This is a genomic window from Flexivirga oryzae (assembly GCF_014190805.1).
Classification (GTDB): domain Bacteria; phylum Actinomycetota; class Actinomycetes; order Actinomycetales; family Dermatophilaceae; genus Flexivirga; species Flexivirga oryzae.
In genome coordinates this window covers 1-21992 of record NZ_JACHVQ010000005.1, presented here as the reverse complement: position 1 = coordinate 21992, position 21992 = coordinate 1, and the positions used below count along the sequence as shown (strand labels likewise).

25 protein-coding genes, 3 tRNA genes and 1 pseudogene are annotated in these 21992 nt (G+C 69.3%); 8 read left to right on the top strand and 21 right to left on the bottom strand.

Annotated elements, in window-relative coordinates:
* Nucleotides 1-24: 24 nt before the first annotated feature.
* The 9 genes from FHU39_RS20995 to FHU39_RS20955 all read right to left on the bottom strand — a co-directional run bounded on the left by FHU39_RS20995 (nt 25) and on the right by FHU39_RS20955 (nt 6092).
* Nucleotides 25-1113 carry a UDP-N-acetylmuramate dehydrogenase gene (locus tag FHU39_RS20995; protein ID WP_183322703.1) on the bottom strand — a complete coding sequence of 363 codons (1089 nt, stop codon included), beginning with the start codon at nt 1111-1113 and terminating at the stop codon, nt 25-27.
* On the bottom strand, nt 1113-1526 hold the full coding sequence (locus tag FHU39_RS20990) for a MaoC family dehydratase (RefSeq protein ID WP_183322702.1): 414 nt from the start codon (nt 1524-1526) through the stop codon (nt 1113-1115). Before FHU39_RS20990 ends, FHU39_RS20995 begins: the two co-directional genes overlap by 1 nt.
* Nucleotides 1523-1972, bottom strand: coding sequence for an FAS1-like dehydratase domain-containing protein (locus FHU39_RS20985; protein WP_183322701.1), 450 nt, complete (start codon nt 1970-1972; stop codon nt 1523-1525). The genes FHU39_RS20990 and FHU39_RS20985 overlap by 4 nt, the downstream gene beginning before the upstream one ends.
* Nucleotides 1973-2051: 79 nt before the next feature.
* Entirely contained in the window at nt 2052-2222 is a 171-nt protein-coding gene (gene rpmG / locus FHU39_RS20980) for a 50S ribosomal protein L33 (RefSeq protein ID WP_183322700.1), read from the bottom strand.
* Between the two features lie 49 nt (nt 2223-2271).
* Nucleotides 2272-2345: transfer RNA gene (locus FHU39_RS20975), tRNA-Met, on the bottom strand.
* Nucleotides 2346-2372: 27 nt separating this feature from the next.
* Nucleotides 2373-2445 (bottom strand) — tRNA-Thr (locus tag FHU39_RS20970).
* 76 nt (nt 2446-2521) lie between these two features.
* Nucleotides 2522-3442, bottom strand: a complete 921-nt coding sequence (locus tag FHU39_RS20965; RefSeq protein ID WP_183322699.1) for a MaoC/PaaZ C-terminal domain-containing protein — start codon at nt 3440-3442, stop codon at nt 2522-2524.
* Nucleotides 3443-3444: 2 nt separating this feature from the next.
* The gene (locus FHU39_RS20960; protein ID WP_183322698.1) at nt 3445-4815 is read right to left on the bottom strand and encodes a 3-oxoacyl-ACP reductase; all 1371 of its coding nucleotides are present in this window, start codon (nt 4813-4815) and stop codon (nt 3445-3447) included.
* Nucleotides 4812-6092 carry an acetyl-CoA C-acetyltransferase gene (locus tag FHU39_RS20955; protein ID WP_183322697.1) on the bottom strand — a complete coding sequence of 427 codons (1281 nt, stop codon included), beginning with the start codon at nt 6090-6092 and terminating at the stop codon, nt 4812-4814. Before FHU39_RS20955 ends, FHU39_RS20960 begins: the two co-directional genes overlap by 4 nt.
* Nucleotides 6093-6172: 80 nt before the next feature.
* On the opposite strand from FHU39_RS20955, the gene FHU39_RS20950 reads away from it, so the two are divergent.
* From FHU39_RS20950 to FHU39_RS20925, 6 genes are read left to right on the top strand one after another with little or no spacing between them, the layout of a single operon-like run.
* Nucleotides 6173-6853: a TetR/AcrR family transcriptional regulator gene (locus FHU39_RS20950; RefSeq protein ID WP_183322696.1), complete on the top strand. Its 681-nt coding sequence runs from the start codon at nt 6173-6175 to the stop codon at nt 6851-6853.
* A complete protein-coding gene (locus FHU39_RS20945; RefSeq protein ID WP_183322695.1) occupies nt 6850-8757 on the top strand; it encodes an acyl-CoA dehydrogenase family protein in 1908 nt (635 codons plus the stop codon). Before FHU39_RS20950 ends, FHU39_RS20945 begins: the two co-directional genes overlap by 4 nt.
* A gap of 25 nt (nt 8758-8782) precedes the next feature.
* The gene (locus tag FHU39_RS20940) at nt 8783-10285 is read left to right on the top strand and encodes an AAA family ATPase (protein WP_183322694.1); all 1503 of its coding nucleotides are present in this window, start codon (nt 8783-8785) and stop codon (nt 10283-10285) included.
* Between the two features lie 23 nt (nt 10286-10308).
* Entirely contained in the window at nt 10309-10545 is a 237-nt protein-coding gene (locus FHU39_RS20935) for a FitA-like ribbon-helix-helix domain-containing protein (protein WP_183322693.1), read from the top strand.
* Nucleotides 10542-10940 carry a PIN domain-containing protein gene (locus FHU39_RS20930; RefSeq protein WP_183322692.1) on the top strand — a complete coding sequence of 133 codons (399 nt, stop codon included), beginning with the start codon at nt 10542-10544 and terminating at the stop codon, nt 10938-10940. The genes FHU39_RS20935 and FHU39_RS20930 overlap by 4 nt, the downstream gene beginning before the upstream one ends.
* Nucleotides 10941-10984: 44 nt before the next feature.
* Entirely contained in the window at nt 10985-11341 is a 357-nt protein-coding gene (locus FHU39_RS20925; protein ID WP_183322691.1) for a class I SAM-dependent methyltransferase, read from the top strand.
* A 127-nt stretch (nt 11342-11468) separates the two neighbouring features.
* Here FHU39_RS20925 and FHU39_RS20920 read toward each other — a convergent pair whose 3' ends face one another.
* From FHU39_RS20920 to FHU39_RS20880, 9 genes are all read right to left on the bottom strand, one after another.
* Nucleotides 11469-11672 carry a cold-shock protein gene (locus FHU39_RS20920; protein WP_183322690.1) on the bottom strand — a complete coding sequence of 68 codons (204 nt, stop codon included), beginning with the start codon at nt 11670-11672 and terminating at the stop codon, nt 11469-11471.
* 244 nt (nt 11673-11916) lie between these two features.
* Nucleotides 11917-13389, bottom strand: coding sequence for an MFS transporter (locus FHU39_RS20915; RefSeq protein WP_183322689.1), 1473 nt, complete (start codon nt 13387-13389; stop codon nt 11917-11919).
* Nucleotides 13390-13510: 121 nt separating this feature from the next.
* Entirely contained in the window at nt 13511-14059 is a 549-nt protein-coding gene (locus FHU39_RS20910) for a methyltransferase family protein (protein WP_183322688.1), read from the bottom strand.
* Nucleotides 14056-14394, bottom strand: coding sequence for an Ada metal-binding domain-containing protein (locus FHU39_RS20905; RefSeq protein WP_183322687.1), 339 nt, complete (start codon nt 14392-14394; stop codon nt 14056-14058). Before FHU39_RS20905 ends, FHU39_RS20910 begins: the two co-directional genes overlap by 4 nt.
* Complete coding sequence (locus FHU39_RS20900; protein WP_183322686.1) at nt 14384-15094, bottom strand: 2OG-Fe(II) oxygenase; 711 nt, start codon at nt 15092-15094, stop codon at nt 14384-14386. Before FHU39_RS20900 ends, FHU39_RS20905 begins: the two co-directional genes overlap by 11 nt.
* A complete protein-coding gene (locus FHU39_RS20895; RefSeq protein ID WP_183322685.1) occupies nt 15094-15708 on the bottom strand; it encodes a methylated-DNA--[protein]-cysteine S-methyltransferase in 615 nt (204 codons plus the stop codon). Before FHU39_RS20895 ends, FHU39_RS20900 begins: the two co-directional genes overlap by 1 nt.
* A complete protein-coding gene (locus tag FHU39_RS20890) occupies nt 15705-16202 on the bottom strand; it encodes an RNA polymerase sigma factor (RefSeq protein WP_183322684.1) in 498 nt (165 codons plus the stop codon). Before FHU39_RS20890 ends, FHU39_RS20895 begins: the two co-directional genes overlap by 4 nt.
* A 46-nt stretch (nt 16203-16248) precedes the next feature.
* Nucleotides 16249-16731 (bottom strand): hypothetical protein, encoded by a 483-nt coding sequence (locus FHU39_RS20885; protein WP_183322683.1) that lies wholly within the window; start codon nt 16729-16731, stop codon nt 16249-16251.
* 93 nt (nt 16732-16824) lie between these two features.
* Nucleotides 16825-18249: an MFS transporter gene (locus FHU39_RS20880; RefSeq protein WP_183322682.1), complete on the bottom strand. Its 1425-nt coding sequence runs from the start codon at nt 18247-18249 to the stop codon at nt 16825-16827.
* A 77-nt stretch (nt 18250-18326) separates the two neighbouring features.
* Here FHU39_RS20880 and FHU39_RS20875 point away from each other — a divergent pair, with 77 nt between their 5' ends.
* The gene (locus FHU39_RS20875) at nt 18327-19199 is read left to right on the top strand and encodes an EamA family transporter (RefSeq protein WP_183322681.1); all 873 of its coding nucleotides are present in this window, start codon (nt 18327-18329) and stop codon (nt 19197-19199) included.
* A gap of 39 nt (nt 19200-19238) precedes the next feature.
* Here the strand turns inward: FHU39_RS20875 and FHU39_RS20870 are convergent.
* Nucleotides 19239-19832 (bottom strand): annotated as a pseudogene (locus FHU39_RS20870) (GTP pyrophosphokinase); the annotation flags it as partial.
* 223 nt (nt 19833-20055) lie between these two features.
* Nucleotides 20056-20139: transfer RNA gene (locus FHU39_RS20865), tRNA-Tyr, on the bottom strand.
* A gap of 126 nt (nt 20140-20265) precedes the next feature.
* On the opposite strand from FHU39_RS20865, the gene FHU39_RS20860 reads away from it, so the two are divergent.
* Nucleotides 20266-20763 (top strand): YajQ family cyclic di-GMP-binding protein, encoded by a 498-nt coding sequence (locus FHU39_RS20860; RefSeq protein ID WP_183322680.1) that lies wholly within the window; start codon nt 20266-20268, stop codon nt 20761-20763.
* A gap of 38 nt (nt 20764-20801) precedes the next feature.
* On the opposite strand, the gene FHU39_RS20855 is transcribed toward FHU39_RS20860, so the two are convergent.
* The gene (locus FHU39_RS20855) at nt 20802-21704 is read right to left on the bottom strand and encodes an SDR family NAD(P)-dependent oxidoreductase (RefSeq protein ID WP_183322679.1); all 903 of its coding nucleotides are present in this window, start codon (nt 21702-21704) and stop codon (nt 20802-20804) included.
* Between the last annotated feature and the right edge of the window lie 288 nt (nt 21705-21992).

Genomic DNA, 21992 nt, shown 5'->3' with positions numbered 1-21992 from the left:
CGGGTCGGGGCTGGCGGGTGCTGGTCAGAGGTCGTGTCCGACGAAGATCGGCTCGTTGACCAGGGTGATGCCGAACGCCGCCTGCACGCCGTCGCGGACCTCGCGGGCCAGCTCGGCGACATCGGCGGCCTTCGCGTCGCCCCGGTTGGTGACCGCCAGCGGGTGCTTGGTGGACAGCGCCGCCGGGCCGGGCAGGCCGTGACCCTTGTCGAAGCCGGTGTGCTGGATCAGCCAGGCCGCGCTGGTCTTCACCCCGGTCCCCTTGGTCGGCCAGTGCGGTGGCGCCGGTGCGTCGACGCCGAACCGCTCGGCCGCGACGCGCGCGAGCTCGTCATACGCACCTGCGCTGATGATCGGGTTGGTGAAGAACGACCCGCACGACCAGGTGTCGTGATCGCCCGCGTCGAGCACCATGCCGCGCCGGCGACGCTGCTCCAGCACTGCGGCGCGCGCGTCGGCCAGCGGCACCCGTTCACCGATCTCGACGCCCAGGCCCTGCGCCAGCGCGGCATAGGCGACGGGCTGCGACAGCTGCGTCGGACGCAACGCGAAGAGCACGTCGAGGACGACATACCGCCCGCCGCCGCGGTATGACGACCCCTTGAAGATCGAGTGCCGGTAGGCGAATTCGCAGTCCGAGTTGAAGAAGGTGCGCACCCGCTGCTCCACCCGGTCCCAGGTGCGGACCGAGGCGATCGTCTGCGCGACCTCTTGGCCGTAGGCGCCGACGTTCTGCACCGGCGTCGCACCGGCGAGCCCGGGTATGCCGGACAGCGCCTCGACACCCGACCATCCTTCGTCACAACACCGCGCGACGAAGTCGTCCCACTCCTCGCCGGCAGCCACCCGCACGTGCACCCCGCCGCACGCGTCGGCGGACTCGACCTCGATGCCCGAGTTGGCGATCCGCAGCACGGTGCCCGGGAAGCCGTCGTCGGAGATGACCAGGTTGGACCCGCCGGACAGGACCAGCAGCGGCTCGGCCGCGTCGTCGACCTCGCGCACCACGTCGACGATCTCGTCGGTGGTCTCGGCGACGACGAGCCGCGCGGCGGGGCCGCCGACCCGCATGGTGGTGAGCGGGGCCAGCTCGACCCCGTTCGCCTCCCGCATCAGGCGGACTTCAGCGCCACGGTCGCCCGGGCACGCACCAGCACCTTCTGCCCGCCGGAGGTGGCAGTGATGTCGATGGTCGCCGTGTCGCCCTCGACGGACTTCACCGTCGCGCCGACCTCGACGTCCGCGCCGCCGTCGTGCGGCACCGGCACGGGTGCGCTGAACCGCACGCTGTATGACGTGACGCGTCCCGCGTCACCGAGCCAGTCGACGACCGGCTGGATCGCGGCGCCCATGGTCCACATGCCGTGCGCGATGACGTCGGGCAGCCCGACCGATTTCGCGGTCTGCTCGTCCCAGTGGATGACGTTGAAGTCGCCACTCGCCCCGGCATACCGGATCAGCGTGGCGCGGTCGACGTGGATGGTGCGGCTGGGGATCTCGGTCCCCGCCTCGATGCTCTCGCTCATGCCTCGTCCCCTCGAATCACAACCACCGACGTCGCGCTGGTCACGACCTCGCCGTCCGGTGTCGTCAGCTCGGTGGCCATGGTGACCATCGAGTGGCCCCCGGCCTGGCGGACCTTCTCGATCGTCGTGGTGGCGCGCACCTCGTCGCCCGCGACGAGCGGCCGGTGGTGTTCGAACGCCTGCTCGCCGTGCACGAGCCGGCTGTAGTCGATGCCGGCGTCCGGGTCCTGCATCACGTTGGCATCGCCCTGCTGGGAGATCATCACCGCGAAGGTGGGCGGCGCGATGACATCGGCGTAGCCGCGGGACCTCGCGACCTCCGGATCGAAGTGCGCCTCGTCGGTGGCGCCCACCGCCCGGGCGAACTCGGCGATCTTCGCGCGCGACACGACATACGGCGCAGACGGCGGATAGCTCCGCCCGGCCACCTCAGGGTTCACAGCCATGGCGTCAGACTACTGGTCCCGGAGCACGCGGAAACGCCCCGGACCACCAGGGGTCCGAGGCGCTCGACGAAGCGTTGAGTCAGCGGGTCTCGCGGTGCAGCGTGTGCTTCTTGTCCCGCGGGCAGTACTTCATGAACTCGATGCGGTCGGGGTTGTTGCGACGGTTCTTCTTCGTCACGTAGTTGCGCTCTTTGCACTCGGTGCACGCCAAGGTGATCTTGGGGCGAATGTCTGCGCTCTTGCTGGCCACGGCAACCTGCTCTCGGAGTTTCTGTCTTTGGTGCGTATGTCTGTCGTTGTAGCGGGGGCGGGGCTCGATCCCGCGACCTCACGATTATGAGTCGTGCGCTCTAACCAGCTGAGCTACCCCGCCTCGGCGGATGGACCGAAGGCCCACCAGAGCCCCCAAACGGAATCGAACCGTTGACCTTCTCCTTACCATGGAGACGCTCTGCCGACTGAGCTATAGGGGCCTGCCTGTCACGGGCGCGACCACATGGTCGCCCTGCCGAGCAGCGCAGCGAAAAGGCTACCTCACAGCCTGTTCGATCACGAAATCGGCGAGACCTCCCCGCGGACCAGGACGGTGCTCCTGCGGTTCTCCCGCAGGGCCAGCTGCCAGGCACCGGGCCGCTCGCGCGCGACCAGCCGGACCGTCCCGGGGATCAGCACCGCCTTCCGGAAGGACATTTCGGCCCGGTATGCCGCGGGCAGCCGGTTCTCGATCGCGCCCAGCATCCGTGCCTGGCTCCACATCCCGTGCACGATCGTGGTCGGGAAGCCCATCGCCTTGGCTGTGACGGAATTCATGTGGATCGGGTTGACGTCGCCGCTCACCGCGGCGAAGCGACGGCCGAGATTCCCCGGCAGGCGCCAGACCATGCCCGGGCCGTCCGGCGCCTCGTCCTGCACCCCACGAAGTTCTCCGCTCGTATCTCGCTCCGATACTTCGCGGGGACCCCGCAACTCCTGCGGACGCTCCGGCAGGTTGCCGTCGATCCGCTGGCCGCGATAGAGGTATGTCGCCAGCCCCTCCCACACCAGCTCATCCCCGACGTGCGCCCGTGACACCACGTCGACCTGCACGCCGCGCTTGTGCGGACGGGCGTTGGTCGCGTGCGTCGACAGGTCCAGCTGCTCACCGATCAGCACCGGACGGTGCTGGGTCAGCGTGTTGTCCAGGTGCACGCTGCCCACGAGCGGGTAGGGGTAACGCTTGTCGGCGAAGAGGCTGACCTGCAAGGGGAACACGAGGTTGTGCAGGTAGGTCGAGGGCACCTCGTCCCGCAGCGTGAAGCCGCAGACGTGGTCGTAGTCGGCCAGCTGCGACGGGTCGATGGCGACTCCCCTGCGCACCACCTGCAGGTCCGGCAGCGGGCCCTTGCCGTTGCGTCCCCGGGAGGAGGCGACGGCCCGGGCGAAGACCTTCGGCAGGCTGGGCGGTGCCTCGAGTTCGATGCTGTCCGTCATCCCTATGCGCCCAACTGGCTCTGGCCGCAGACGCGCAGCACCTGACCGGTGACGCCCGCCGAGCCCGGCTCGGCGAAGAACGCGATCGCCTCGCCGACGTCACCCGGACGACCACCCTGCAGCAGCGAGTTGAGCCGCCGGCCGACCTCGCGGGTGGCGAACGGGATCTTGGCGGTCATCTCGGTCTCGATGAAGCCGGGCGCGACCGCGTTGACGGTGATCTGCCGGTCGGCGAGGTTCTGCGACAGCTGCCGCACCATGCCGATGACACCGGCCTTGGAGGCGGCGTAGTTGGCCTGCCCCCGGTTACCGCCGATGCCGCTGATCGAGGCGACCGCGATGATCCGTCCGCCGTCGGCCAACCCGCCGGCGACCGACGGGTCCAGCAGTGTCTCGTTGATCCGGAACTGCGAGCGCAGGTTGACGTCCAGCACACTCCCCCAACGGTTTTCGTCGGTGTTGACGAAGAGCTTGTCACGGGTGATACCGGCGTTGTGCACCATCACGTCGAGCTTGTCGCCCTTGCGGGCTACCGCCTCGGCGATCTTGGCGCCGGCGTCCGCGGACGTCACGTCGGTTTGCAGGGCGGTCGCGCCCAGGCTGTTGGCGACCTTGCTGAGCGCGTCACCCGAGGCCGGTATGTCGACCAGGATCAGCGTCGCGCCCGCGCGCGCGAAGACCTTGGCGATCTCGGCCCCGATGCCGCGTGCGGCACCGGTGATGACCGCGATCCGCCCGCGCATCGGGTGCCGCCAGTCGGAGACGTCCGGCACGTCGGCGGTGCGAACGCGCACCGGCTGGCCGTCGACGTATGCCGACCGCGCCGACAACAGGAAGCGCAGCGGTGCCGCGAGCACCGACGCGTCGCCCTGGGCGTCCCGATCGACCCACAGCAGGTTGGCGGTGCTGCCGCGCCGCAGCTCCTTGCCCACGGAGCGGGTGATCCCCTCCAGCGCCTGCTGGGTGGCGGCCGCCTCGGCGTCCCCCAGGTCCGCAGGGGTGGTGCCGATGATCACCAGCCGGGCCGAGGCACCGAGCTTCTTGATCGCCGGTGCGACGGTGGCCCGCAGCTCGTCGAGCTGGTCGAGCGTGCGTGCCGCGGTGGCGTCGAACACGATCGCGCCGAGCCGGGCGTCGTACGACGTCTCCGGGGTGGCGTGCATGACGACGGCACCGGAGGCCTTCAGGATCGCGCTCGCGGACGCGGCGACCGGTGCATCCCCGATGCCGGCCACTGCGGCCGGTCCGACCAGCAGGTCCTGGCCCTCCTCGTAGCGGCGCAGCATCTCCGGCTTCGGCAGCCCGAGCTGACCGGCGACCTTCTTGCCGATCGGGTTCTTGTTGACGAGTTTCGAGTAGGTGTCCTTGCTCATGCTGCCTCCAGGATCGCCACGACGCCGTTGCCACCGGCGGCGCAGATGGAAATGAGGGCCCGGCCGGATCCCTTCTCGTGCAACATCTTCGCGGTCGAGGCGACGATGCGCCCACCGGTCGCCGCGAAGGGGTGCCCGGCAGCGAGCGAGGACCCGTTGACGTTGAGCTTGGTGCGGTCGATCTCACCGAGCGGGGCGTCCAGACCGAGCTTGTCCTTGCAGAACTCGTCGCTCGCGAGCGCCGCCAGGTGACACAGCACGGTGGAGGCGAACGCCTCGTGGAACTCGTAGAAGTCGAAGTCCTGCAGGGTCAGGCCGCCCCGCTGCAACAGCCGCGCGATCGCGTAGGGCGGTGCCATCAGCAGGCCTTCGTTCCCGGTGACGTAGTCGACCGCCGCGGTCTCGGCGTCGACGAAGCGCGCGAGCGGGGTGATGCGGTGCTCCTCGGCCCACTCCTTGGAGCCGAGCAGCACCACCGAGGCGCCGTCGGTGAGCGGTGTCGAGTTGCCGGCCGTCATGGTGGCGCCCTCGCCCTTGCCGAACACCGGCTTCAGCTTGGCCAGCTTCTCCGGTGTGCTGTCGGGGCGCAGGTTGTTGTCCCGGGTGACCCCGAGGTATGGCGTCAGCAGGTCGTCGAAGAAGCCACGCTCGTAGGCCGCGGCGAGGTGCTGGTGACTGGCGGCGGCCAGTTCGTCCTGCGCTTCGCGAGTGATGCCCCACTCCTTGGTGGTGATCGCCTGGTGCTCGCCCATCGACAGGCCGGTGCGCGGCTCACCGTTGCTCGGCTGGTCCGGCGCGAGCTGACCGGGGCGGATCTTGGTCAGTGCGGAGATCCGTTGCTGCGGTGTCTTGGCGTAGTTGAGCTTCATCAGCGTGCGACGCAGCGAGTCGTTCACCGCCAGCGGCGCATCCGAGGTGGTGTCGGTGCCGCCGGCGATGCCGGAGTCGATCTGGCCGAGGGCGATCTTGTTGGCGACGAGGACGGCCGCCTCCAGGCCGGTGCCGCACGCCTGCTGCACGTCATACGCGGGGGTGGTCGGCGACAGGTGGGACCCGAGCACCGACTCGCGGGTCAGGTTGAAGTCGCGCGAGTGCTTCAGCACCGCGCCGGCGGCCACCTCGCCGAGTCGCTCCCCGGCCAGGCCGAAGCGGGAGACCAGGCCGTCGAGCGCCGACGTCAGCATGTCCTGGTTGGGCGCTTTGAGGTATTTGCCGCCGGACCGCACGAACGGGATGCGGTTGCCGCCGAGGACATAGACGTCACGAGTCGTCGTCATCAAGATCTGCTCCGAGGTTGGTGAAGAATTACCGATACCGAGAGTAGCAGGTACAGCGCGTTTCGGGTATCGTCCCTGTCATGACGACCCCGCAGGACACCCGGATCGACGGTCGCGACGCCCGCTGGACCGCGCACCGCGAGCAGCGGCGCCGCGAGCTCACCGAGGCCGCGATCAAGGCGATCCGGGAACACGGCGCGACCGTCGGCATGGACGAGATCGCCGCCGAGGCGGGCACCAGCAAGACGGTCATCTACCGGCACTTCGGCGACCGGCTGGGTCTCTACCTCGCGGTCTGCGCCAGCGTCGACAACAACGTCCTCGGCGATCTGCAGCAGGTGCTCGACGCAGCCGGCGACTCGGCCGGCACACCGTTCACCGGCGACACCCGGGCCGTCATCGAGGCGGTCATCGACAGCTATTTCACCCAGGTCGAGCGGGACCCCGAGGTCTACCGCTTCGTGGTCCGTCGACCCGCACTGAACGTCTCCCCCGAGGACGACCCGGTCATCGGCATCAGCGACACCATCGCCGGGGTGCTGCAACCGATCTTCGCCGAGGCGTTGCAGGCAGCAGGCCAGCCTGTCACCGCGGCCCGCATCTGGGCGCACGGCCTGATCGGCTTCGTCCGCGAGTCGGCCGACCGGTGGCTGGCCGACCCCGACCGACCACCGCGTGAGGTGGTCGTCCGACATCTCGCCGAGTTCGCCACCTACGGCTTGTCCGGCGCACTCGGCCTCGACTCCAGGAGTACGACATGACAGACCCCATCGCGGACGAGCTCCGCGACGTCCTCGACGGCCGGTGGATCGACCTCCGCCGGCGGGCCCGCACCGAGCTGCCCGCCGACGTGATGCTCGCACCACCGGGCCTGACGATCGAGGAACACCGCGCCCGCACCACCGAGTCCCTGCTCAAGATCGCCGAATTGGGTTATGGCCGAGTGGGATTCCCCGCTGAGTTCGGCGGTGAACTCGACTACGCCGCCTCCTGCGTCCTCTTCGAGATGCAGGCGTACGGCGACCTGTCCCTACTGGTGAAGACCGGCGTGCAGTTCGGTCTCTTCGGCGGCGCCGTGGCCCGCCTCGGCACGCGACGCCACCACGCGGCATACCTCGAGGACATCATGACCGCGCAGCTGCTCGGCTCCTTCGCGATGACCGAGGTCGGCCACGGCAGCAACGTGCAGGCACTGGAAACCACTGCGACGTATGACGAACGGACCCGCGAACTGGTCGTCGACACACCGACCGAGAGCGCCGTCAAGACCTACATCGGCAATGCGGCGCGCGACGCGCGGATGGCGGTCGTCTTCGCCCAGCTGGTCACCGGTGACGGCGAGCACGGTGTGCACGCGGTGCTCGTTCCGGTGCGGGACGAGTCGGGAGAACCGTTGCCCGGCGTGACGATCGGTGACAACGGCCCCAAGGGCGGGCTGCCCGGCGTGGACAACGGCACCTTCGCGTTCGACCACGTGCGGGTGCCGAAGGACAACCTGCTGGGCGCCTTCGGGGACATCGACGACGCCCACCGCTACGTCTCGGACATCGACAACCCGAACCGTCGCTTCTTCACCATGCTCGGCACCCTGGTGCGCGGCCGGGTGTGTGTGGGCGGCGGCTCCGGGGCGGCGGCGAAGAAGGCGCTGGCGATCGCGTTGCGCTACGGCACCACGCGACGCCAGTTCTCCGCCACGGAGGACCAGGACGAGATCGTCGTGCTGGATTACCTTGCGCACCAACGCAAACTGCTCCCCCGGCTGGCGAAATCGGTCGCGCTCAGCTTCGCGCAGAACGCCGTCACCGAGCGTCTGCAGGAGCTGCAGGGCGGGCCGGCCGACGCCGAGCGCGACGTCGAGGGCCAGCGCGAGTTGGAGTCCCGGGTCGCGGGTCTGAAGGCGGTCACCACGTGGCACGCACTCGACACGATCCAGGCCTGCCGTGAGGCGTGCGGCGGGGCGGGCTACATGGCCGAGAACCAGCTGACCCAACTGCGCGCCGACGTCGACGTCTTCACGACGTTCGAGGGCGACAACACCGTGCTGCTGCAACTGGCTGCCAAGGGTCTGCTCACCGACTACCAGGCGATGTGGGGTGACCTCGACGTGCCCGGCATGGTGGGCAAGATCGCCGGGCAGGTCGGCGGGCGGATCGTCGAGCGCACGACCGGACGCGCCGGCATCCAGCGGCTGATCGACGCGGCGACCGGACGCGACGACGAGTCCGCGACGGACAGCCTGCCCTGGGCCGTGTCGATGTTCGAACAGCGCGCCGACCACGTGCTGGAGACGCTCGGCAACCGGCTACGGAAAGCCACCAAGGACAACGCGTTCGAACTCTTCAACCAGGCTCAGGACCACGTCCTCCTCGCCGCCCGTACGCACATCGACCGGTGCGTGCTGGAGGACGCGGTCGAGGCGCAGCAGGGCATACCGGACGGCGCAAGCAAGGATCTGCTCGAGCGCGTCCTCATCCTCTACGCCCTCGGCTCGATCGAGCAGGACAAGGCGTGGTTCCTCGAGCACGGCCGGCTCACCACCGGCCGCAGCCGCGCCGTCACGGCCGCGGTGAACGCCCTGTGCCAGGAGCTGCGGCCGCAGGTGACGACCCTCGTCGACGCACTCGGTGTGCCCGACGAGCTGATCACGGCGCCCATCGTGCGGTGACGGCGGCTGGGCCTATGCTGCGGGAATGACGGGGGATCAACAGCAGCAGGCGCAGCAGTTCGCGCGCGACTTCCAGGCCTTCATGGAGTGGACACAGGAGGTGTCCGAACGCCGCAATCCACCGGTGATCGACCAGCTGCACGAGCACCTGGGCGGCACCGACCATTCGGTGATCAGTCGCGAGTGGAGCCCCGTCGAGCACGTCAACCTGCAGCGGGCCCTGGATGTGTGGCGCCGGCAGGACGGCCGCGAAGTCACCGTCGTCGGATTGTCGTCACCACGCCATTTCTCCAGCTTCGGGCTCGGTGAGCTGCTCTCCGGTGACGGCCTACCACCCCTGCGTACCGGGTCGCCCGACGTCATCGACCTGGCGAGCGGGCCCGGGCAGACCCTCGCCTGCTGGAAGCGTGCGCTGTTGCTCGTCCGCGACCCGTGCGGCACGTACGCCCTGCTGGTGAACGGCCCGCAGCCGCACGAGGAGCCCGACGTGCGCATCGAGGTCGCCGGGGTCGACACCGGGGCGGCGCAGGCGCTGCTGTCCGACATCGATCGGCTTCGCAGCGAGCTCAACGTCTTTCGCGGGCAGTCCATCGTGGTGGAGAGCAATCGGATGGGCGGTCTCTCGCTGTCCTTCGTGCAACTTCCGCCGGTGGCACGCGAGGACGTGATCCTGCCGGAGGAGGTGCTCGGCCGCGTCGACCGGCACGCGCTGGGTATCACCGCCCACGCGCAGACGCTGCGCGACGCCGGGCAGCACCTCAAGCGCGGGCTCCTGCTCTTCGGGCCTCCGGGCACCGGCAAGACGCACACCGTGCGCTACCTGATCGGCCGGCGCCCCGACGCGACCCGCCTGCTGTTGCAGGGCGAGGCGCTGCACTCGGTGAGCGCGGTCGCCGGGCTGGCCCGGGAGCTCGCGCCCAGCGTGGTCGTGCTGGAGGATGTGGACCTCGTCGCCGAGGACCGGGAGTACGGGCAGCACAATCCGGTGCTCTTCGCACTGCTGGAGGCCATGGACGGGTCGGCCGCCGACAGTGACCTGCTCTTCGTCCTCACCACCAACCGGGCCGAGGTCCTCGAGCGGGCGTTGGTGCAGCGACCGGGGCGGGTCGACGTCGCCGTCGAGATCGCCCGGCCCGACGGACCGGCCCGGGCGAGACTGCTGGAGCTGTATGGCGCTGACGTCCTCGCCGGGTTACCCGAGGACGACCGTGCGCGGGTTGTCGACCGCACCGACGGGGTGACCGCGTCGTTCCTGAAGGAGCTGATCCGCCGGGCCGTCCTGGCCGCCGCCGAGGAAGGGCGCGCGGACCGGGTGTCGGCGCACGACATACACACCGCTCTGGACGACCTGCTGGATCAGTCCCAGTCGGTGACGCGCTCGCTGCTCGGGCTCGGCGACCACGAGGCCGACGACACGGACGACGAGGACGGTGCACCCGTCGAGGGGCCGACTCCCGGGGTGGCGCCGGGTGCGAGCTACGGCTGGTTCGCCTACGCGCCGCACGCACGGCGTCGCTATCGAGATTAGCGCTGTAGCGCTAAAATAGCGCTATGGCCACGATCCAGATCCGCGAGATCCCCGAGGACGTCTACGAGGTGATCCGCAAGCGCGCACGTGCTTCAGGGCGCTCGATCCAGTCCTACATGCGCGATGCCGTCGTGGATCTGGCAAACCGGCCGACCACCGAGGAGATCCTGGCGCGGATGGAGCAGGTTCGCGCCGAGAGCGACACCCCTGGAGCCACCAGGGAGTCCGTCCTGGCCGACCTCGCCGACGAGCGCCGGTGACCGACTGTGCGCTCGACGCGTCCGCATTGGTCATGGCTCTGGTCGGCAAGACGGACGCTGCCGACCGGCTGCGGGAACGGCTGCCCGGCCTCCGCTTGCACGCACCGCACCTGATCGACGCCGAGGTCGGCAACGTCCTGCGCCGCCATGAGCTGTCCGGGCGGATCAGCGGGGCGGAAGCGACGGCCGCCCTGCAGGCCGCCGGCGCCTTGATCGAACACCGCTACCCCCACACTGGGCCACTCGCCGACCTTGCCTGGGAGTTGCGGGCAAATGTGAGTTTCTACGACGCGCTCCACGTCGCCCTCGCCACCCGGCTGGGGATTCCGTTGATCACCGCTGATGCTCGCCTCAGCAGGGCGCCCGGCGTCACCTGTGAGATCGAGATCGTCTGAGCCACCACGGATCACACCGGGGCGAGCCGCCGTAGGCTCGGCGCATGCAGACTCGGTATGACGCGGTCGCCCCGTGGTACGCCGACGCCACCCGGGACTGGGTCCCGGTCTGTCTCCCGTACCTGCCCGACGACCTGACCGGCCGGCGTGTCCTGGACCTGGCGTGCGGCGTCGGCGCGGTGAGCCGGGCACTCGCCGAACGCGGCGCCGATGTCACCGCGGTCGACGCGTCAGCGGAGATGCTCCGGCATGCCGCCACGGGCAGCGTGCGTTACCGCCACGGGGACGCGACCACCACCGACTGGTGGGACGGCGAACCGTTCGACGGTGTGGTCTCGAACATGGCCCTGATGGACATCGACGACCTGTGCTGCGGGCCGGGCTTCGCCTCGTGGCGGTGATCGAGCCGGCGGCGGAGGTGCCGCGCTATCTGATCCTGCGGTGTGCGCGCGACGAGGCGTGCTGAGCATGCAGAACGGGCGCACCCGGGACAGTCCCGGGTGCGCCCGTTCTCGGTGCTTCAGCCGATCAGAGCGGGCGAACGTTCTCGGCCTGCGGGCCCTTCTGACCCTGCGTCGAGTCGAACTCCACGCGCTGGTTCTCGTCCAGCGAGCGGTAGCCGCTGCCACTGATCGCAGAGAAGTGGACGAAGACGTCCGGGCTGCCATCCTCCGGTGCGATGAAGCCGAAGCCCTTTTCTGCGTTGAACCACTTGACGGTGCCTGTTGCCATGTTGGCGATTCCCTCCAGGTTTCTTCCGAGTCGCACACGGTGCGCGAATCTCGGGGCCACACATCGACGTTGCGAGCTTCCGACATGGACTCGTCGGTGCCTTTGCGTCGAGCGCTGCATGCATCCAGCGCGCTCAAGACGTGAAGGAACAACTGCCGACCGGGATCAAGCCTACCTTGGATTCCCCGGCGGGACCGACCCCGCCGGACACCCGCCACCTGGCAGCACCGGCGATCGTCGCCGCTCAGTTCTCCTCGACGCTGTGCGAGTCGGTGAGTGTGAGGGCACCGACGGCCGCGATGCAGCCGACGACGGCGGCCAGGATCGCGTAGGTGATCCGCTCACCGTGGAAGAACGAGGCCACCAGGTCGCTGCTCCACACACCCGCCGGGAGCGTTGCGGTGACGAGTGCGGCGATGAGGGTGCCGACGATCGCGGTGCCGACGCTGGTGCCGACCTCCTGCGCGGTGTCGTTGAGGGCGGTGCCGATCGAGGTGCGGTTCTCCGGCATCGCGTCGACGAGCGCCACCGCGCAGATGGTCATGACCGTGCGCAGGCCGACGGTCATCACGACCATCGAGATCGCGATGGCGACATACCCGTGCTCGACGCCCCACGCCATACCCGCCAGCGAGCCGGCGAGGCAGGCGGCGCCGACCAGGCACGCGCTGCGATGGCCGAACCGCTTGCCGAGCCACTCCGGCAGCGGGGTCGCGAGCAGCATCGTGACGATCATCGGCAGGTTCGCCAGGCCGGCCCGCACCGGGCTCCACCCGTAGGCGTACTGGAAGTGCAGGATCAGCCCGAACATCACTGCGGCCATGGCGATCGCGGTGCCGATCTGCGCGATGATCGCGCCGCGGACGGTGCCGTTGGACAGGACGGACAGGTCGAGCATGGGTGCCTTGCCGGTGCGCTCGCGCCATACCCAGGCGACAGCGGCGAGCACGGCGCCCGCGATGGAGCCGAGGGTGAGCGCGGAGAGCCAGCCGTGGTCGACGCCGCTGGTGAGCGAGTAGCACGCGAGGCCGATCATCGTGATGCTCAGCGCCGCGCCCGGCAGGTCGAGCCGGTCGTCGGTGAGGTCCTCGCGCCGGTCGGCGGCGACGCCGCGCCAGACCCCGAGGCAGGCGACCAGGGCGATGGGTGCGTTGACCAGCAGTAGCCACTGCCACGCGACGTGGGCCAGCGCGGTGCCGCCGAGTAGCGGACCGAGGATGAAGCCGGACATGCCGACGACGATCATCACCGTCATCGCCCGCATCCGCAGCTCCTGCTTGTCGAAGAGGCGGAAGACCAGCGAGTTGGTGATCGGTGCCATGGCGGCCGCCGCGACCCCGAGCGCGGCGCGCAGCGCGATGAGTTCGCCGGTGGAGCGCACGAGTATGACGCCGAGGCTGAGCAGCCCGAAGAGGCCGAGCCCGGCGAGCAGCACCCGGCGCCGGCCGAATCGGTCGGCGACCGAGCCGGCGGTCAGCAGCAGGCCGCCGAAGGTCAGCGAGTAGGCGCTGGTGACCCACTGCAGCGCGGTGGTACCGCTGCCGAGGTCGCGGCCGATGGTCGGCAGGGCGATCGACAGCAGGGTGTTGTCGACCATCTCGACGAAGAAGGCCAGGCACAGTGCGGCCAGCGGGATCCACGCGGCGCGGATCGAGGGGTAGGTGCGGGTGCTGGGTGGTTCGGTGGGTGTTTCCGGGGCGACGAGGGTGTCCGTCATGGCTGCCTCCTGGGGTCTGCGGGGACGATCGGTCTGCGCAGAACGCTAGGAACGGCCGCTTTCACCGTGGTTTCGCGGCGATTTCACCGAGGCGTGGCACGGTTTCAGCAGGTCGGTCCGCTCAGAAGACGTACGGCACGAGCATCTTGGTCGAGTGCCGGTACGCGGGGTAGGTGTCCGGGAACTGCTTCGCGAGATAGTGCTCCTCCACGGTCGCGCTGTAGACGAAATAGATCCCGGCGAGCGCCGCGGCGATCAGCCACGTCCAGCTCAGCGCGACGGCGGTCCCGACCACTCCGAGCAGGAGCCCGGAGTAGATGGGATGACGCACCCGCCGATACGGACCGCTCGTCACGAGCTCGGGTTCCTGGTGCTGCGTCATCGGCATTCCCCAGTTCCGGCCGATGTGCAGGCGCGCCCAGACGGCGAATCCGAGCCCGATCGCCAGCAGCACCAACCCGAGAACGCCGCGCCACAGTTCGGTGTTGCGGTCGTAGTGCCGGAAGACCCCCAACCGGTAGAGGACGATCACCACACCCGCGACCACGACCCGGATGCCCAGCTCGCGGGACCAAGGCACGTGACCCCGCTTCATCGAGAAGGCGGCGAACAGCCAGTACAGCCAGAAGATCGCCCACCCGGCCACGAGCAGGACCGTGACGGTGCTCATCCGTTCAGGCTGTCACCCGCGGGTGAGGAATCGCTGGGGATCGCCGTCCGGGACGCCGCCTTCCACACCCGGTACTTCTCCCGCAGACAGTTTCCGCACGGCCGGTAGCCGGCCGCGATCGCGGTGGACTCGTCGGCGAAGAAGACCCGGTGCCTTGCGTAGCCCTTCCCGAGGGCGCGCAGCGCGGACGGGCAGTCCAGCCGGCCGTAGATGTGCAGGCGTCCGTTGCCGCCGAGCAGCCCGGGAGTGTCCGAGCGGTAGGGCACCCGGTCCGGGCCGAGCAGCGTGAACCCCCCGGCACCGGAAGCCGTCCGGTCCTGCTGCTCAGGCGGCATCGTGGAACACCAGGGCCAGGGTGTGTCGCTCGCCGGATCGTATGGCGGAGACCCCGTGTCGCACCGGCGCCGCCGACCAGCCCCGCGCGGACCGCACCGGCCGGTCCCGGGTCGTGAAGACGTATCCATGGCCGTGCGGCAGCAACGTTGCGGTGCCGCGTGATTGGGCGCGCGGCCGCTGTTCCAGGAGCAGGAACTCGCCGCCGGTGTGGTCGACCCCCGGATCGTTGAGATTGATCACGACCTGGAGCGGGAACACCAGGTCGCCGTACAGGTCTCGGTGCAGTGCGTTCCAGTCCTGCGCGCCATACCTCAGCAGGATCGCCGTCGACTTCGTCTGTCCGGCGGCGTGGCACTGCGCCAGCCACTCATCGAGCGTGTCCGGCCACACCGGTTCGCGGCCGAGCCTGGTCCACCAGTCACGAGCGATCGGCAGCAGGTGCGGGTACAGCGCCTGCTTCAGCCGCTCGATCGGCTTCGGGTACGGCGTTGCGAAGTAACGGTATTCGCCGTCCCCGAACCGGTGCCGACCCATGTTGACCGTGCTGCGGAACAGCTCGTCGCGTGGGTACAACGCACGGATCCGCGCCGCCTCTTCGGGGTCGAGGAGTTGCGGGAGCAGCGCACCGCCGTACTCGTCGAGCTCGGCTGCGATGCCGCCCCAGTCGCCGCCGTCGACCCGGCGCTGCCAGTGGTTCATCAGGCGGCTCCTTCCAGGGTCAGCAGCGTCGTCTTGGCCTCAACTCCCCCGACGTAACCGCCGAGCGAGCCGTCGCTGCGGACGACCCGGTGGCACGGGACCACGATCGGCAGGGGGTTCGTCGCGCACGCCGTGCCCACCGCGCGCACCGCTCGGGGCCGGCCGACCAGCGCCGCGACCTCGCCGTACGACGCCGTGCGGCCGTAGCCGATCGTCGGCAGGTTGCGGTGCACCTCCGCGCGGAACCCCGCCGACAGCGAGTGGTCCAGCGCCAGGTCGAAGGTCCGGCGGTGCCCGGCGAAGTACTCGTCGAGTTCGCGGGCCACCTCGTCCAGACGCGCAGGGGTGCGCAGGATGCGCGGGCTGACCCGTCGGGCGATGGTGTCGAGCACCTGCTCGAACTCCTCTCGCTCGTAGGCCACCCGCACCAGGCCGCGGTCGGTCGCGGCGAGGAGGAGCGGGCCCAGGGGTGTGTCGATCGTGCGGTAGGCGACGTCGAGCAGCCCGTCGTGACCTGCTCGCTCGGCCAATCGGCTGCGCAGCAAGTCGAGTTCGTCGGTGTGCACCGGCAGTGCGCTCGCCAGGTCGAGCGCCGGGTTGTCGTGGGTGTTCATCGTTTTCCTTCCTGAGTTGCGCTCGATGCGTAGGTCTTCCGCAGCGCCCTGATGCCGTCGGCCGCGGCCCGGCGGACGGCGTCGGCCGTACCACCGATCAGTTCCGCGGTGTCGCCGTGCGTCAGGCCACCCACGTAGTGGTAAGCCACCGCGAGTCGCTGTCGCTCGGGCAGCGCCGCCACGGCCGACCACAGGTCGGGGTCTCCGTCGTGCGGCACCCCTTCCGTGCTGGGCGCCGTGGCGGGCAGCTCGTCGGTGGGCACCGCGTGCCGTCTGTTCGCGCGGACGACGTCGATCGCCTTGCGATGCGCCACGCGCACCAGCCACGCCTCGACGTTGGTGTGCTCGGGCAGCTCCGGCCACGCCCGCAGCGCCGCGACGAAGGTCTCCGACCAGGCGTCATCGGCGTCCACGGTCGCGCCGAGGACGGCACGACATACCCGCAACACGGTGGGCCCGTGTGCGTCGATCGCATTCTCGAATGGTTGCTTCATCACCTGGTAGTCGTGGCGGGCGGCCGAAACGTGAGGTCCCCCGATCTCAGCCCTCGCCGGCGGAGTAGATGCGCCAGGGCTGCGACGCATCGTGCCGGACGAGTACGAAGGAGAACACGTGGCCCGGCTCGGGGTCGGGCGTGCCGTCGAAGTTCTTCAGTGTCTCCGTCGTGTCGACCTCGACGACCTCGTTCCAGCGTTTCAGCCCCCGGTCGTACTGGCGTTTCGCGGCTTTCGGACCCGACATGACCCTGCTGACGCCGTCGATCTTCAGGTCGAGGATCTGTGGCCCGTGCAGGGTGCTCCAATCGGCCACCGGGTCACCGGCGTCCCCGACACCCATGTGTTTGCAGGCACCGAAGTCGCGTGCGTTCATCGCCCGCGCATAGGTGCGCACCACCTCGGCCGGTGGCGTTGCCGCCGTCGGCAACGCCAAGTGCGCCCGCGGCCGGCCCCACAACCAGAGCGCGCCGATCGGCACCGCCACGATCAACGCGATCGCCAGCAGCATCCCCCAGTACCACCTCATGGGCTGAGTATGTCGCCAACCGGCGCCCTCCGGCGGACGAACGCGCGGAGCGGATCACCCGGCCGCAGATCTTGTCGCGCACCAGGCAGCTGGTCAGGTTGCGCCGGTCGGTGCGCCCGATCGGCGGCGCAGCCCGACCAGCGTGAGCCCGCCGCCGACGAGGACGAGTGCGACGCACCACCACATGGACGCACGGTAGGCGTCCCCGACGGCTTCCGGGTTCTGGTAGGCCGTACCGCTCAGTCCGGTCAGCAGCGGCAGCACCGCGACGGCGATGAGGCTCGCGGTGCGCGAGACCGCGTTGTTGATGCCGCTCGCGAGACCGGACTGACTGTCCGGCACCGCGGCAAGGACGGTGCCGGTCAGCGGTGCGACCAGGATCGACAGGCCGAGGCCGATGACGACCACGCCCGGCAGGATCTGGGTCAGGTATGACGCGTCGTTCGGCGCGAACGCCAGCGACGCGAAGCCGGCAGCGAGCACCGCTGCCCCACCGACCATGAGCGACCTCGGACCGAACTTCGTTGCCAACGCACCGAATCGGGAGGCGAGGAAGAACATCAACACCGAGATCGGGACGGTGGCCGCACCGGCCTCGAGCGGCGACCATCCGGCGCTCACCTGCAGGAAGATCGCCAGGAAGAGCATCGATCCGGACAACGCCGCATAGACGAAGAGCGTCACGACGTTGATGACCGAGAAGTCCCGCGACGCGAAGAGCGCCGGCGGCACCATCGGATGCGATTCGCGCAGCTCGGCGACCACGAACGCCATACCGGCCACGACACCCACCACCAGGGACAGCACCGTCGTCGCGGACGCACCGGAGTCCGGCCACGCCGTCAGCCCCCACGTCAGTCCCGCAAGCGCGATCGGCGCGAGCACGACTGCCCGCCAGTCGATTTCAGCCATCTTGTGCGGATCACGACTCTCCGGCGCGGAACGCAACAGCACGAGGACGATCACCGCCAGCGGCACGTTGATCCAGAACGCGAGCCGCCAGTCGATGCCCACCAGCCAACCGCCGACCACCGGTCCACCCGCGGTGGCGATGCCGAGGGTGCCGGTCCACGCGCCGACGGCGCGCATCCGGTCCTCCTGGCGGAACGACGACTGGATCAACGCGAGCGATCCGGGAGTCAGTGCGGCAGCGGCGACGCCCTGCAGGATCCTGGCGAGCACCAGCATCCCGATCGTGGGGCTCACCGCGACCAGAACCGATGCGACGGCGAAACCGGCTACCCCCCAGGCGTACACCCGCTTTCTGCCGAGGCGGTCTCCGAGCGACCCACCCAGCAGGATCAGCGATGCCAGCGACAACGTGTAGCCGTTGACCACCCACTGCAGCCCGGCCAGGTCGGCGCCCAGGTCGTCGCCAATGTGCGGAAGCGCGACGTTGGCGATCGTGCCGTCGAGGAAGCCCATGCCGGACCCGAGCACGGTCGTCGCGAGCAGCCGCCGCCCGGCCGGCTCGCTCATCGCGAGCGGCCGCGGCTCCGTGACGGCCGGAACGCCCATGTGGTCCTTCAAGCCCGACGACGCTGCGATCATTCCCGCGGCGGTGAGGGCGGTGGCGCTTCGATAGCGTCTTCGGGATGTCTGCCACCGCACTGAGCCTCGTCCTCACGGCCGCGGTCCTGCACGCCGTGTGGAACATCGCGGCGAAACGGGTCGGTGGTGGAAGCTACGCCTTCGTCTTCTCCTACTCGCTGCTCTCGGCGCTCCTCTGGTCACCGCTCGGCATCGCGGTGCTGCTCGTCAGCGGTGACGGACTCACCCGGACCCTGCTGTTGGCGAGCCTGCTCTCGGGTGCGCTACACATCGTGTACGGGCTCACGCTGCAGACCGGTTACCGCAAGGCGGACCTGAGCGTGGTCTACCCGGTGGCGCGCGGCACCGGGCCACTGATCACCATGCTGTTCGCCATTGTGGTGCTGGCCGATCGGCCCGGAGCCGTTGCCGTCGCGGGTGGTTTCGTGATCGTGGCCGGTGTCGCCGTCGTCGCGTCGGCCCGGTCGGCCGACGCCCCGCAGCTGCACGCGGCCCCGGCCTGGCGGGGTGTCCGGTGGGGTGCCGCGACCGGGCTCGCCATTGCGGCATACACCCTGTGGGACGACCACGCGATGACCCACCTCGCGCTGCTGCCGATCCCCTACTTCTGGCTCGGCACCGCCTGGCAGGCCGGGCTCATGGTGCCCGGGCTGCGCGGCCGTCGGGCCGAGCTGCGGTACGTGCTGCGTGCGCACTGGCGGGAGACGCTGTGCGTCGCGCTGCTGTCACCGCTCGCGTACGTCCTAGTGCTGCAGGCGATGACCACGACGTCGGTGGCGCTGGTCGCGCCGGCACGCGAGTCGAGCATCGTCGTGGGCTCGTTGTTGGCGTGGAAGCTCTTCCACGAGCCGGCACCGGCGCGCAAGTTCGCCGGAGCGGTGGTCGTCCTGGCCGGCATCGCCCTGATCGCCGTATGACGGCCGACGTGGTTCCGGAGCCTCGGCCGTTCGGCCCGGTGCGGAGTCGGCGCCACGGACCCGCTTGTGCAGCCGATCCATCGTGGTGTCGAGTGCGTCGGCGACGTCGGCGGCGTCCTTCAGTTCGGCGAGGAGCGCGGCGGGGACGTCCTGGTCGTACTTGTAGTAGATCTTGTGCTCCAGGCTCGCCCAGAAGTCCATGGCGATCGTTCGGAACTGGATCTCGACCGGCACCAGGACCTTCCCGGTGGACAGGAACACGGGTATGTCGACGATCGCGTGCAGGCTCTTGTAGCCGTTGGGTTTCGGCTGCGCGATGTAGTCCTTGACGATCCGGACCGTGACGTCCTCCTGCCGGGTGAGCAGGTCGAACAGCATGTAGGCGTCGCCCACGAAACTGCAGGTCACCCGGATCCCGGCGATGTCGGTGATCTGTTCGCGGATCGCCTCGAGTTCGGCGGGGACGCCCCTGCGGTCCAGCTTCTCGACCAGGCTGTCGATGGTCTTCACCCGGCTGGAGACGTGCTCGATCGGGTTGTAGTCGTGCATCCGCCGGAATTCGTCGCTGAGGATGGTGATCTTGGTCTCGACCTCGCTCAGCGCGAACTCGTACTCGAGCATGAACCGCTGCATCCGCTGACCGATCGCGCGCACCTGACCGAAGGTGACCTCCTGCTCCGGGTGCAGGATCAGCGGCTCCGCAGGCACACCTCCGCCGGCGTCCTCGCGTTGTTCGTCGATGCTCATGGCGCCTCCAACGTAACCTCTGCGAACCCCGGACGCAGCCGAACCCGCAGCGATCCGGTCCGGGGCACGACGAAGGGCCCCGGCTGATTCGCCGGGGCCCTTCGTCAGGTGGTGCCAGGTCTAGGATTCGAACCTAGGTAGCTTTCGCGACGGATTTACAGTCCGCTCCCATTGGCCGCTCGGGCAACCTGGCGTGGTGCGTGGACGAGGATAACAAGCATCGGGCGGCGCGGGCCAATCGGCGTCCCGCGGGCGGCATACCCGTGAGGGCGCGGCATACTCGGGCGAGCACCGTACTCGCCCGAAGGAGCTGGAGATCATGGCCGACTCGTCATTCGACATCGTCAGCAAGACCGACAAGCAGGAGGTCAGCAACGCGCTGAACCAGGCGGCCAAGGAGATCTCCACCCGCTACGACTTCCGCAACGTGGGCGCAGTGCTGGAGTGGTCCGGCGAGAAGATCGTCATGAAGGCCAACTCCGAGGAGCGCACGCTCGCAGTGCTCGACGTCTTCCAGACCAAGCTGGTCAAGCGCGGCGTCTCACTGAAGTCGCTGGAACTCTCGCACGACGGCGAGCCGCAGTTGTCCGGCAAGGACTACCGCCTGGAGGCGACGCTCAAGAACGGCATCAGCCAGGAGAACGCCAAGAAGATCTCCAAGATCATCCGCGACGAAGGCCCGAAATCGGTCAAGTCGCGCATCGAGGGCGACGAGTTGCGGGTGACCAGCAAGTCGCGCGACGACCTGCAGGAGGTCCAGCGGCTGCTCAAGGCGGCGGACCTGGATGTCGCGCTGCAGTTCACCAATTACCGCTGAACCACGCGTTGCGCGGGTCGGACCCGGTACGAACCCCGTCAGTCCGGGAGCGACACGTTGACCGAGGGCCCGGCTGCGACTGCCTCCTCGATCCCGGAGGCCGGCCCGAACAGCTTCCGCTCGAGCGGCACGGTGAGGTAGGTGGCGAATCCGGGTGCCAGGCGCGTCATCAGGTCGAGCACGACCGCGTCCCCGCCGACGCGGATGCGCGGTTTCGCCCGCTCGACGCCATCGACGATGATGCGGGCCGCCTTCGAGGGTGGCATCCGAAGAAGTTTCTCCCGGTAGATGCGCTCCCGGGCGCGCTGGCCGGCGGTGAGTTCCTCACCCGCTTCCTCGGCGATTCGCGTTGCACTCGACGAGATCGCGGTGGCGACCCCACCGGGATGCACGACGCTGACGTGGACGGGCTGCCCGGTGAGGATCATCTCGGTGCGGAGCGCTTCGGTGAACCCGCGGACGCCGAACTTCGCTGCGCAGTACTGCGACAGTCCGGGCTGGCTGATGACGCCGTTGATGCTGGAGACGTTGACGACAGCGCCATCGCCCGAGGCGACGAGGTGCGGCAGGAAGGCATGGGTGCCATGGATGACCCCGTTGAGGTTGACCGCGAGGACGCGTTCGTAGTCCGCCCACTTGCTGTCCAGCACGTGGCGGTTCCACGCGATGCCGGCGTTGTTGTAGATCTGGTTGACCCGGCCGAAACGTCCCTTCACCTCGTCGGCCCACGACAGCACCGCGTCCCGGGCGCTGACATCGACGACGGACGTGTGGGACGGGCCATCCAGCAAGGACGCCGTCTCCGCCAGGCCCGTCTCGTCGAGGTCGCTGATGGCGACGGACGCACCACGGCGGGCGAGTTCGACGGCGAGGGCGCGGCCGATGCCCGAACCGGCTCCCGTGATGGCGGCGACCTTGCCGCTGACCTTGCTACGTCTCATCTGCGTGCTCCTTGTGCGTTGCCGCGTTGTGGTGAGAACCAGTCTGGGAGCCACGACTGGACCGGGACATGTGCACAATTGCCCGTATTCACCGTTCACGTGGTGCGAACTGGACCACTGGTGGTGACGAGGTCACCCGTCCGAGGAGTGCGGGGGCCGGTCCGCCTCGGCAGCGGCGGAGCCGAGGCCGGCTCCCGCCATGCGCAGCGCCATCCGCGCGTTGTGGTCGGCGATGCGTTCCGGCGACCACGCGTCCCGCTCGTCGTACCACCGCGCGACGTCGATCGA

Coding starts and splice junctions, on each gene's coding strand:
- FHU39_RS20950 (WP_183322696.1), top strand. CDS start 6,173: ATGACGACCCCGCAGGACACCCGGATCGACGGTCGCGACGCCCGCTGG.
- FHU39_RS20875 (WP_183322681.1), top strand. CDS start 18,327: ATGTCTGCCACCGCACTGAGCCTCGTCCTCACGGCCGCGGTCCTGCAC.
- FHU39_RS20955 (WP_183322697.1), bottom strand. CDS start 6,092: ATGACGACGACTCGTGACGTCTATGTCCTCGGCGGCAACCGCATCCCG.
- FHU39_RS20925 (WP_183322691.1), top strand. CDS start 10,985: ATGCAGACTCGGTATGACGCGGTCGCCCCGTGGTACGCCGACGCCACC.
- FHU39_RS20890 (WP_183322684.1), bottom strand. CDS start 16,202: ATGAAGCAACCATTCGAGAATGCGATCGACGCACACGGGCCCACCGTG.
- FHU39_RS20920 (WP_183322690.1), bottom strand. CDS start 11,672: ATGGCAACAGGCACCGTCAAGTGGTTCAACGCAGAAAAGGGCTTCGGC.
- FHU39_RS20880 (WP_183322682.1), bottom strand. CDS start 18,249: ATGGGCGTTCCGGCCGTCACGGAGCCGCGGCCGCTCGCGATGAGCGAG.
- FHU39_RS20905 (WP_183322687.1), bottom strand. CDS start 14,394: ATGCCGCCTGAGCAGCAGGACCGGACGGCTTCCGGTGCCGGGGGGTTC.
- FHU39_RS20985 (WP_183322701.1), bottom strand. CDS start 1,972: ATGGCTGTGAACCCTGAGGTGGCCGGGCGGAGCTATCCGCCGTCTGCG.
- FHU39_RS20965 (WP_183322699.1), bottom strand. CDS start 3,442: ATGACGGACAGCATCGAACTCGAGGCACCGCCCAGCCTGCCGAAGGTC.
- FHU39_RS20915 (WP_183322689.1), bottom strand. CDS start 13,389: ATGACGGACACCCTCGTCGCCCCGGAAACACCCACCGAACCACCCAGC.
- FHU39_RS20935 (WP_183322693.1), top strand. CDS start 10,309: ATGGCCACGATCCAGATCCGCGAGATCCCCGAGGACGTCTACGAGGTG.
- FHU39_RS20960 (WP_183322698.1), bottom strand. CDS start 4,815: ATGAGCAAGGACACCTACTCGAAACTCGTCAACAAGAACCCGATCGGC.
- FHU39_RS20860 (WP_183322680.1), top strand. CDS start 20,266: ATGGCCGACTCGTCATTCGACATCGTCAGCAAGACCGACAAGCAGGAG.
- FHU39_RS20995 (WP_183322703.1), bottom strand. CDS start 1,113: ATGCGGGAGGCGAACGGGGTCGAGCTGGCCCCGCTCACCACCATGCGG.
- FHU39_RS20885 (WP_183322683.1), bottom strand. CDS start 16,731: ATGAGGTGGTACTGGGGGATGCTGCTGGCGATCGCGTTGATCGTGGCG.
- FHU39_RS20855 (WP_183322679.1), bottom strand. CDS start 21,704: ATGAGACGTAGCAAGGTCAGCGGCAAGGTCGCCGCCATCACGGGAGCC.
- FHU39_RS20940 (WP_183322694.1), top strand. CDS start 8,783: ATGACGGGGGATCAACAGCAGCAGGCGCAGCAGTTCGCGCGCGACTTC.
- FHU39_RS20945 (WP_183322695.1), top strand. CDS start 6,850: ATGACAGACCCCATCGCGGACGAGCTCCGCGACGTCCTCGACGGCCGG.
- FHU39_RS20900 (WP_183322686.1), bottom strand. CDS start 15,094: ATGAACCACTGGCAGCGCCGGGTCGACGGCGGCGACTGGGGCGGCATC.
- FHU39_RS20895 (WP_183322685.1), bottom strand. CDS start 15,708: ATGAACACCCACGACAACCCGGCGCTCGACCTGGCGAGCGCACTGCCG.
- FHU39_RS20910 (WP_183322688.1), bottom strand. CDS start 14,059: ATGAGCACCGTCACGGTCCTGCTCGTGGCCGGGTGGGCGATCTTCTGG.
- FHU39_RS20990 (WP_183322702.1), bottom strand. CDS start 1,526: ATGAGCGAGAGCATCGAGGCGGGGACCGAGATCCCCAGCCGCACCATC.